Source organism: Pseudomonas sp. C2B4 (genome assembly GCF_013359695.1).
GTDB lineage: Bacteria > Pseudomonadota > Gammaproteobacteria > Pseudomonadales > Pseudomonadaceae > Aquipseudomonas.
Map to the genome: position 1 here is coordinate 1 of NZ_JABFMU010000107.1, position 7943 is coordinate 7943.

The 7943-nt window shown below is 60.9% G+C and carries 11 protein-coding genes; 5 read left to right on the plus strand and 6 right to left on the minus strand.

Annotated features, from left to right (window positions below):
- Positions 1 to 181: 181 nt before the first annotated feature.
- Both HNQ83_RS30455 and HNQ83_RS30460 read right to left on the minus strand, forming a co-directional pair.
- Positions 182 to 487, minus strand: a complete 306-nt coding sequence (locus HNQ83_RS30455; RefSeq protein WP_175392546.1) for an NIPSNAP family protein — start codon at positions 485 to 487, stop codon at positions 182 to 184.
- A gap of 21 nt (positions 488 to 508) precedes the next feature.
- Positions 509 to 1399: an AraC family transcriptional regulator gene (locus HNQ83_RS30460; protein ID WP_175392547.1), complete on the minus strand. Its 891-nt coding sequence runs from the start codon at positions 1397 to 1399 to the stop codon at positions 509 to 511.
- A gap of 164 nt (positions 1400 to 1563) precedes the next feature.
- Between HNQ83_RS30460 and HNQ83_RS30465 the strand changes: the two genes are divergently transcribed.
- Together HNQ83_RS30465 and HNQ83_RS30470 are read left to right on the plus strand one after the other, a co-directional pair.
- Positions 1564 to 2277 carry a cysteine hydrolase family protein gene (locus HNQ83_RS30465; RefSeq protein ID WP_175392548.1) on the plus strand — a complete coding sequence of 238 codons (714 nt, stop codon included), beginning with the start codon at positions 1564 to 1566 and terminating at the stop codon, positions 2275 to 2277.
- A gap of 61 nt (positions 2278 to 2338) precedes the next feature.
- Entirely contained in the window at positions 2339 to 2611 is a 273-nt protein-coding gene (locus HNQ83_RS30470) for a DUF2798 domain-containing protein (protein ID WP_175392549.1), read from the plus strand.
- Here HNQ83_RS30470 and HNQ83_RS30475 read toward each other — a convergent pair.
- A complete protein-coding gene (locus tag HNQ83_RS30475) occupies positions 2532 to 3473 on the minus strand; it encodes a LysR family transcriptional regulator (RefSeq protein WP_175392550.1) in 942 nt (313 codons plus the stop codon). The genes HNQ83_RS30470 and HNQ83_RS30475 overlap by 80 nt on opposite strands.
- Before the next feature lie 130 nt (positions 3474 to 3603).
- Between HNQ83_RS30475 and HNQ83_RS30480 the strand changes: the two genes are divergently transcribed.
- Both HNQ83_RS30480 and HNQ83_RS30485 read left to right on the plus strand, forming a co-directional pair.
- Positions 3604 to 4434, plus strand: a complete 831-nt coding sequence (locus HNQ83_RS30480) for an oxidoreductase (RefSeq protein WP_175392551.1) — start codon at positions 3604 to 3606, stop codon at positions 4432 to 4434.
- 214 nt (positions 4435 to 4648) lie between these two features.
- The gene (locus tag HNQ83_RS30485) at positions 4649 to 4984 is read left to right on the plus strand and encodes a hypothetical protein (RefSeq protein ID WP_175392552.1); all 336 of its coding nucleotides are present in this window, start codon (positions 4649 to 4651) and stop codon (positions 4982 to 4984) included.
- A 74-nt stretch (positions 4985 to 5058) separates the two neighbouring features.
- On the opposite strand, the gene HNQ83_RS31405 is transcribed toward HNQ83_RS30485, so the two are convergent.
- From HNQ83_RS31405 to HNQ83_RS30500, 3 genes are all read right to left on the minus strand, one after another.
- Complete coding sequence (locus tag HNQ83_RS31405; RefSeq protein ID WP_256669348.1) at positions 5059 to 5685, minus strand: phage infection protein; 627 nt, start codon at positions 5683 to 5685, stop codon at positions 5059 to 5061.
- A gap of 250 nt (positions 5686 to 5935) precedes the next feature.
- On the minus strand, positions 5936 to 6337 hold the full coding sequence (locus tag HNQ83_RS30495; RefSeq protein ID WP_175392553.1) for a cupin domain-containing protein: 402 nt from the start codon (positions 6335 to 6337) through the stop codon (positions 5936 to 5938).
- Between the two features lie 82 nt (positions 6338 to 6419).
- On the minus strand, positions 6420 to 7172 hold the full coding sequence (locus HNQ83_RS30500; protein ID WP_175392554.1) for an SDR family oxidoreductase: 753 nt from the start codon (positions 7170 to 7172) through the stop codon (positions 6420 to 6422).
- Positions 7173 to 7416: 244 nt separating this feature from the next.
- Between HNQ83_RS30500 and HNQ83_RS30505 the strand changes: the two genes are divergently transcribed.
- Positions 7417 to 7806, plus strand: coding sequence for a cytochrome c family protein (locus tag HNQ83_RS30505; RefSeq protein WP_175392555.1), 390 nt, complete (start codon positions 7417 to 7419; stop codon positions 7804 to 7806).
- The last annotated feature ends 137 nt before the right edge of the window (positions 7807 to 7943 follow it).

The window sequence follows — 7943 nt, forward strand, 5'->3', positions numbered from 1 at the left end:
TGCTCGCGAAGACGGCCTGCCAGTCGACCAGGTTTTCTCGGGTGTTCGCAGTCCCCTGTGGGAGCGGGCTTGCCCGCGATAGCGGTGGGTCAGTCGACAAGAATGTTGAATGCTAAATTGCTATCGCGAGCAGGCTCGCTCCCACAATGGGATTGTTGTCGGGCGCAGGCTGCGTTTTTGATTAGCCGAAGACTGGCCGGAAGAAGCTGCGCTCATAGCTGAGAATGCAGCGGGTTTCTTGCGCGTACTTGAATGCCGCGATGCACTCCGGGTCGTTCATCGACTGTTGCCGATACGTTTCGTAGGCCGCCAGGCTGGGGAAGGTGAACATCGCCAGGGCGATGTTGTTGGCGCCCTCGGACGGCAGGAAGTAACCGTGATGCTGGCCGCCGAATTTTTCCACCAGGGGAATCCACAGTTTGCCGTAATGCTCGAACTCGTCGAGCTTGTAGGGGTCGAGCACGTATTTGAGGTAGCACGTGACCATCTGTTTTTCTCTCTGACAGGGTTAATGGGGGGATGAATCATCTGGCAGGTCGCGCTGCACGCGGGCCGTCACCGGCGGCACGTCCTCACCGCTTGCATCGCGCTTGAGCCATTCGGCCGGTGGGCAGCCCACCACGTTGAGGAAGGTCCTGGAGAACGACGCCTGGGAGCTGTAGCCCACCGACGCCGCGATCACCTTGATCTGCACCCCGTCACGCAACAGGTCCTGGGCCAGTTTCATGCGCCAGGTCGTGACGTAGCCCATCGGTGAAATGTCCATGATCCGGGTGAAGCACGCCGAGAATTTCGAGCGGGACATGTTCGCCAGGTGAGCCAGTTTCTCCACGGTCCAGAGTGCTTCCGGCTCCTGGTGGATCCGGTTGAACACGCTTGCCAGACGCCCGTCCTGCAGGGCATAGAGCAGGCCGCTGGCGATCTTGCCTTCCATCACCGAGCGCCGTACCAGCCGTACGAAGAGGTATTCGAGCAACAGGTTCAGTGCCTTGCTCCGGCCCGGGGCCTGGTCCTGGAATTCGTTGATCAGGGTGCCGAGCAGGGGCGTGAGGTTGTCCAGTTCCCGGAAGGGAAACACCAGGGTTTGCTTGAGCCCAAGAGGGAAGGGTTGCAGCGCGTTGCGCCCGAACTGGAACGAGGCGCAGATCAGCTCAGCGCCCTCGACCGAACTCGAGCGCAACTGGTATCGGCAACTGCTGGGGCAAAACAGCACGCTGGGCTCGGTGATGGATATTTTCGGCACGCCCGGCTGCACCATGTCGATACCGCCGCGACTGATCACATGGATGAACGCCATGCCCGGCGGCTTGTCGAGTACCAGCGTGCCGTCCATGGGACCGGCGAAAAACAACCGGCCTTGCAGGTGCGTGCGTTCGAAGAATTCGGAAAGGATATCCATGTTGGAGACGCCCGGGTAAAGACTCTGTACGTCCTGGCAAAAGCGGAGCAGGGCGCGACCGTAGGATGCAGTTCTCGCCGATGGTAATCAACGCCCCTGGCGGGTGCTACGGCGCAGAGCGATTTTTCTGCGCGACTTTCTTTCCCCGCACCGGAGTCCACCTCATGAGCAACGATACGATTCGCACCCCGTACGCCGATCCTGCAGAACCCGCGCTGCCGGACCCAGGCATGAAACTCGACCTGTCCCGCGCCGCACTCGTGGTCATCGATCCGCAGATCGACTTCCTCAGCCCCGAGGGCGTGAGCTGGAGCGTGTTTGGCAAGAGCATCGTCGAGCACGACGTGGTCAATCACCTCGGGCAATTGTTCGCTGCCGCCAAGGACGCGGGCATCACCGTCGCCGTTTCCCCGCATTACTACTACCCGTGCGACCACGAATGGCATTTCGGCGGGCCGCTGGAAAAGGTCATGCACAGCATCTGCATGTTCGATCGCAAGGGGCCGCTGACCCTCGATGGCTTCGAAAACTCCGGCGCCGATTTCATGCCCGAGTTCAAGCCGTACATCCTCGACGGCAAAACCATCATCGCCTCGCCGCACAAGGTGTACGGTCCGGAAACCAACGACCTGGCCCTGCAACTGCGCAAGAAAGGCGTATCGCAGATCATTCTGGCGGGCATGGCGGCGAACCTCTGTGTCGAGTCGCACTTGCGCGAACTGTTGGAGCAGGGCTTTGAAGTGGCCGTCGTCCGCGACGCCACCGCCGGCCCGACCACCCCGGAAGGCGATGGCTACCTGGCGGCGCTGATCAACTACCGCTACATCGCCAACGCGCTGTGGACCACGGCGCAGACCCTGGACTACCTCAAAGCCTGAACCACCCCATGGCGGTGCACCCTTGCATGGGGCATCGCCATGCTTTCGCGAGGTCCGCCGCATGCCCAGATTATCCCCGCGCTACCGCCAGCACGTTGCTGGCGTCATTCAGTCGGCCATCACCTGTGCCATTGCCGCAGCGATTGCCAGCCCCGACGGCCTACCCTCCGGCGCACTGATGGCGTACTGGTTCAAGGCCTGGCTACTGGCCTGGGCCACCCTCATTCCTTTCGTGTTGCTGGCCACGCCGTTGATCAAGCGCCTGGCCGCGCTGCTGGTTGAGGATGACCCTGACGTGGGCTCGACTCGCGATCGGCACGGGCAAACTCGATAAAGGCCTTGAGCGTTGCCGGCACGTGGCGACGACTCGGGTAATAGAGGTGCAATCCCGGGTAATAGGGACACCAGTCGCCCAGCACTTGTATCAGGCAACCGTCGGCCACCGGCGCCTTGACCATGTCTTCGAAAATGTAGGCCAGGCCGGTGCCCTGCAGCGCCGGGCCGACCATCAGGCTCACGTCGCCCAGGGTCAGCGGGCCGTCGACTTCGATTTCCTGGGCGATCCCGCCGCGTTCGAACTCCCAGCGATACAGCGATCCGCTGGGAAAACGATGACGGATGCACGGCAGGCCGTGGATGTCTTCGGGCTTCTGCGGAACCGGGTGCCGGGCGAAGAACGCCGGCGAGCCCACGACCACCGAGCGCATATAGGCGCCGATCGGCAAGGACACCATGTCAGCCTCCAGCCGCGCGCCGAAACGCACGCCGGCATCAAACCCGGCGGAGACCACATCCACCAGGCCGTCGTCCGCCACAATCTCCAGTTTCACGTCCGGATAAACCTCCAGGAACCGGCTGGCCAGTGGCAGCAACACCAGTTCCGCGGCCTGGCGGCCGGCCGTGATGCGCAGGCTGCCCGAGGGTTTGTCGCGGAAGTGGTTGAGGTCTTCCAGGGCATCGTCGATGTCCCGGAAGGCCGGTTTCAATCGTGCGCAGAGTCGTAATCCGGCCTCGGTCAAGCCGACGCTACGGGTGGTGCGATTGAACAGCCTGACGCCGAGCCGGTTCTCCAGGGTGCGCACCGAGTGGCTGAGTGCTGAAGGCGTCACGCCCAGTTCGACCGCTGCCCGGCTGAAGTTCAGGTGATTGGCCACGCACAGGAAGATCGAAAGGTCCGCTGCCGAAGGTGCTTTCATCTGTGAATACCTTTCACAAAGCCATGCAAAATTATTGGGATTATCACATCAGTAGTGGAGTTTTAAAGTTGCGTCAACTCATCAAGAAGGCCCGGCAATCACGCTCGGGTCGCTGACAGGAGGAGTTGATATGCGTACTTGGCTCATTACTGGCGCTTCCCGTGGTTTTGGCACTCTGATCGCAGAACACGCCCTGCGTGCCGGCGACGCGGTGATTGCCACGGCTCGTAAACCCGAAGAAATCATCGCCAAACTGGGCGATCATCCCAACCTGCTGGCCGTGCGACTGGATGTGACCCGCGAGGAGGAAGCGCATCAGGCCGTGGCAGAAGGCATCAAGCGTTTTGGCCGCATCGACGTGCTGATCAACAATGCCGGGTTTGGTGTGTTGGGGGCGGTGGAAGAAACCAGCGCCAGCGAGACCGAGCGTCTGTTCGCTACCAACGTCTTCGGCGTGCTCAACGTGACCCGCGCGGTACTGCCGCACATGCGTCGCCAGCGTTCCGGGCATGTGATCAACATTTCGTCCATCGGTGGCTATCAGGCCTACATGGGCTGGGGTGTCTACGGTTCCACCAAGTTTGCGGTGGAAGGCATCACCGAGGCGCTGCATCAGGAACTGGCGCCGCTGGGCATCCACGCCACGGTGGTGGAGCCGGGCTTCTTCCGCACTGACTTCCTCGACGAGCAATCGCTGGTGAAGACCGCGCTGGAACTGCCGGATTACGACGAAACGGTGGGTGCGATGCGCAAGCATGCCGAGGCCGCCAACCACGCCCAACCGGGCGATCCGGTGAAGTTCGCCGAGGCCATGTTGGCCCTGGTCAATGCACCGAAGCCACCGCAACGCCTGGCACTGGGCAGCGACACCATCGCGCGCATCGAAGCGAAAAACCGTTTCGTCGCCCAGGAACTGGCCGAGTGGAATGAGCTGGCGCTGTCGACGGACTTCAAGGACTGAGACCTTAATACACCGATCAACTGTGGGAACGAGCCTGCTCGCGAAAGCGGTGCATCAGTCGACAATATTGTTGCCTGACACGCCGCCTTCGCGAGCAGGCTCGCTCCCACAGGGATTGTGGTGTTGATGCGGTGATATCTCTTTGCCACTATTTTCGGTAAAATGTGCACCGCTCGAGAGATGGATCCCGGGCGTTTTCTCATGGAGTTGTACAGTGAAATACCTCAGTAAAGTTATCGCGGGTGCCTGCTTCGGGTTGTTGCTGGCCGGTTGCAACAGCGCGCCAATGAACACCCAGCATTACGACAGCAGCCAGTACACCGTCTTGGGGCACAGCGAAGCGAGCGCCACGGGCCTGATGCTGTTCAACCTGATCCCGATTCGTCAGAACAGTCGTTTTGTGCGGGCACAGAACGAGGCGATCAAAGCCAAGGGCGGCGATGCCATGATCAACACCCAGGTGCAGGAACGCTGGTTCTGGGCATGGGTGCTCAATGGCTACACCACCAAGGTTTCCGGTGATGTGATCAAGCTGAAAAACGTTCAGTAATCACAGCCGCCAAAAAAATCCGGAGACCTGCTCAGGCTCCGGATTTTTGTTTTCTGCCTCGGCTCAATCGCCGGTCAGCGGCACTCCAGGCAGAAATAGGGCATGACGTCGGAGCTGGCATCGTAGCCGTTGCTGCCGTCGGCGTAATGGTTCTGCAGCAGTCGGTCGGAACCACCTTCCGCCACCCGTGTCCCGCGCATCGAGTTGTAGCCGCCCGTCGCAACGTTGTTTTGTTTCAACCGTTCGGAACCGTCCGCCGCCAGTTGCCGTTCTCTCAGGCGATCGGCACCACCCTCGGCGAGTTGGCGTTCCTTGAGACGATCGGCACCACCTTCGGCGAGTTGGCGTTCCTTGAGGCGATCGGCGCCACCCTCGGCAAGTTGGCGTTCTTTGAGACGATCGGCGCCACCTTCGGCAAGTTGGCGTTCCTTGAGACGATCGGCGCCACCTTCGGCGAGTTGGCGTTCTTTCAGGCGATCAGCACCGCCTTCAGCAACCTGTTTCCCCTTGAGACGATCCGCACCGTCGGCGGCCAGTTGCCTTTCCTTGATACGGTCGGTGGCGCCTTCGGCAGCGTTATGCGCGGCGGTGCTGCCGCCGGCCGTTCCGGCACCCGCCTCGGCGGCATGAAGGTGGGGCGCGATCAAACCAAGGGTCGAGAGAAGGGCAATCCCTAATGCGTGGCGAGGGGTGTTCATCATGTTCACCTTTTGGGTCAGAGGGGTTATTCAAGCAATAACCTGGCAGGCAGGAATGCAGGCCGTTTCAGCCCTGACATTCGATGTCCGCATCATAATTGGCCCAGTAATCACGTCACTTATGCATAGGTTGCGCAGCAAAACATCTAGGTATGAACGCGTCATACACAGGTATGGGAAGGGCCGGAAAAGTGGCTGCCGACCCGGTATTTGCGCAAGGCAACGGGTCGGCAACCGTCGAGAGGTGGCAGGTTCAGGGAACCGGTAAAACCGGTGGCTTGCCCTGGTCCTTCAACAGAAACACCACGAATTTGGCAGGTTTTTCGTTACTGGCATTGCGGCCCACGGTGTGGATGTCATTGGGGCCTTCGTGGAAGCTTTGTCCGGGCATCAGCGTGACTTCCTTGCCACCCTTGACCCCCATGACGATGGAGCCTTCGAGCACATAGATGAACCCATGGGCGTCGTGCCGGTGAACCGGGTCGGCACCGCCTGGCGGGTACTCGACGGTGAGCATCAATACTTCCTTGCCGGGGTAGTCGGGCAGTGCCGTGACCGACACCTCCTTGACGTCCGGATGGGGCGCGTCGGCAGCCAGGGCCGGTGTGGCGCTGAACGACAGGGCAAGCAGGGCGAGGAGAGCGGGGGTACGCATGGGACGCTCCTGATGAAATGAATGAGTGGGTGCTATTGCCTGACCGGGCAGGGGCGAGTGGTACGCCCACCGTCCGTCAGCGCTAGGCGTTGGTACTCTTCAGCCATTGATCGAAGTGAATTTTTCCGAGGATGGGATTGGCCCCCGGAGTCAGCGACTGGTCGTTGATGATCGCGCCGTAGTAACCGGCGTTATCGTCAGTGATCACTTCGCGCTGATCGTTTGTGTGTTGCAGGTAGGTTTTGGCGAACGACACCAGGGGCTGCTTGTCGGGGCCGGCCACTTCCTCGGTCTTGCCGGTGGGCGCCGCCACGGCGATTTTTGCCAGCGCCGCCGCGACATCGGCCGAGGCAATCGGCTGCAGGGCGGCCGAGGTCAGGCGAATGGTGCCGTCTGCTTGAGCGCCGGATTGCGCGATGGCGCCGAGGAATTCGAAAAACTGCGTGGCGCGCAGAATCGTGTAGGGCACACCGGCTTTCTTGATCAATTCCTCCTGGGCCATTTTGGCGCGGAAGTAACCGCTTTCGAGCATCCGTTCCGTCCCCACGACCGACAGGGCGACGTGGTGCTTGACCCCGGCGGCCTTCTCGGCGGCGGCGAGGTTGCGTCCGGATTTTTCGAAGAACTCCAGCACAGCGGCATCTTCGAACGAGGGGGAGTTGGCGACGTCGACCACCACCTCGGCGCCTTGCAGGGCTGCCTGCAAACCTTCCCCAGTGACGGCGTTGACACCGGTACTGGGCGTGGCGGGCACGACATCATGTCCACCTTCGCGCAGAACTTTGCAGAGCTGGGTTCCGATCAAGCCTGTACCGCCGATGACGACAATTTTCATGGTTGTCCCTCCCTTCATTGAGGCGCGGTGGCGGGTGTTCACGCCACTCACCGGGTGAGTCGATGCGCTTTGCAGTTGAGACGCGTTGATAGGCTAGTCTAGGCGGGCCTCGGCTGCGCGCTCGTTGGCGGGATGGACGGCAGGCTTTGGCATTGTGCGTCTGAAGTCCTTCGGGAAAGCGATCAAGTCGTGATCAAATGGTGGCCATTTTTTGCGGTAGGCAACGCCTGATCTGGAGCTGTAGATGAACAAAGCGGCCGTGATGACCCTCCTTTTGAGCCTGGTTTCAGGCCTGTTCGCTGCGCAAGCGAACGCACAGGGTGACGCCGAGGCGGGCGGGAAACTGTTCAAGCGGGTGTGCGGCGGATGCCATCAGGTCGGGGAGGGCGCGCGCGCATTCTTCGGCCCGCAACTCAACGGTATTGTCGGACGTGCTGCCGGCAGCACCACGGACTATCAGTACTCTGATGCCATGAAGAACTCAGGCATCGTTTGGACGCGGGAAAAACTGGCGGCGTATATCGAGGAACCGAAGGCGGTGGTTTCCGGTACGCGGATGATTTTCTGGGGGATCAGCGATCAGGAAAAGATCGATGATCTGCTGGCTTATCTGCAGACCTTTCAGGCGCCGTGACGGGGGTGAATCAAGGTCATATGCGTTGACTGTGATGCCGTCTTCGCGAGCAGGCTCGCTCCCACATTTGGAATGCATTCCCCTGTGGGAGCGAGCCTGCTCGCGAAAGCGGTAGAACAGCCACCATCAAACCAGAA

Excerpts from the sequence above, each read along its gene's own strand:
- HNQ83_RS30455 (WP_175392546.1), bottom strand. The coding sequence starts at position 487 with ATGGTCACGTGCTACCTCAAATACGTGCTCGACCCCTACAAGCTCGAC.
- HNQ83_RS30475 (WP_175392550.1), bottom strand. The coding sequence starts at position 3,473 with ATGAAAGCACCTTCGGCAGCGGACCTTTCGATCTTCCTGTGCGTGGCC.
- HNQ83_RS30495 (WP_175392553.1), bottom strand. The coding sequence starts at position 6,337 with ATGCGTACCCCCGCTCTCCTCGCCCTGCTTGCCCTGTCGTTCAGCGCC.
- HNQ83_RS30460 (WP_175392547.1), bottom strand. The coding sequence starts at position 1,399 with ATGGATATCCTTTCCGAATTCTTCGAACGCACGCACCTGCAAGGCCGG.
- HNQ83_RS30500 (WP_175392554.1), bottom strand. The coding sequence starts at position 7,172 with ATGAAAATTGTCGTCATCGGCGGTACAGGCTTGATCGGAACCCAGCTC.
- HNQ83_RS30470 (WP_175392549.1), top strand. The coding sequence starts at position 2,339 with ATGCCCAGATTATCCCCGCGCTACCGCCAGCACGTTGCTGGCGTCATT.
- HNQ83_RS30480 (WP_175392551.1), top strand. The coding sequence starts at position 3,604 with ATGCGTACTTGGCTCATTACTGGCGCTTCCCGTGGTTTTGGCACTCTG.
- HNQ83_RS30465 (WP_175392548.1), top strand. The coding sequence starts at position 1,564 with ATGAGCAACGATACGATTCGCACCCCGTACGCCGATCCTGCAGAACCC.
- HNQ83_RS30505 (WP_175392555.1), top strand. The coding sequence starts at position 7,417 with ATGAACAAAGCGGCCGTGATGACCCTCCTTTTGAGCCTGGTTTCAGGC.
- HNQ83_RS31405 (WP_256669348.1), bottom strand. The coding sequence starts at position 5,685 with ATGATGAACACCCCTCGCCACGCATTAGGGATTGCCCTTCTCTCGACC.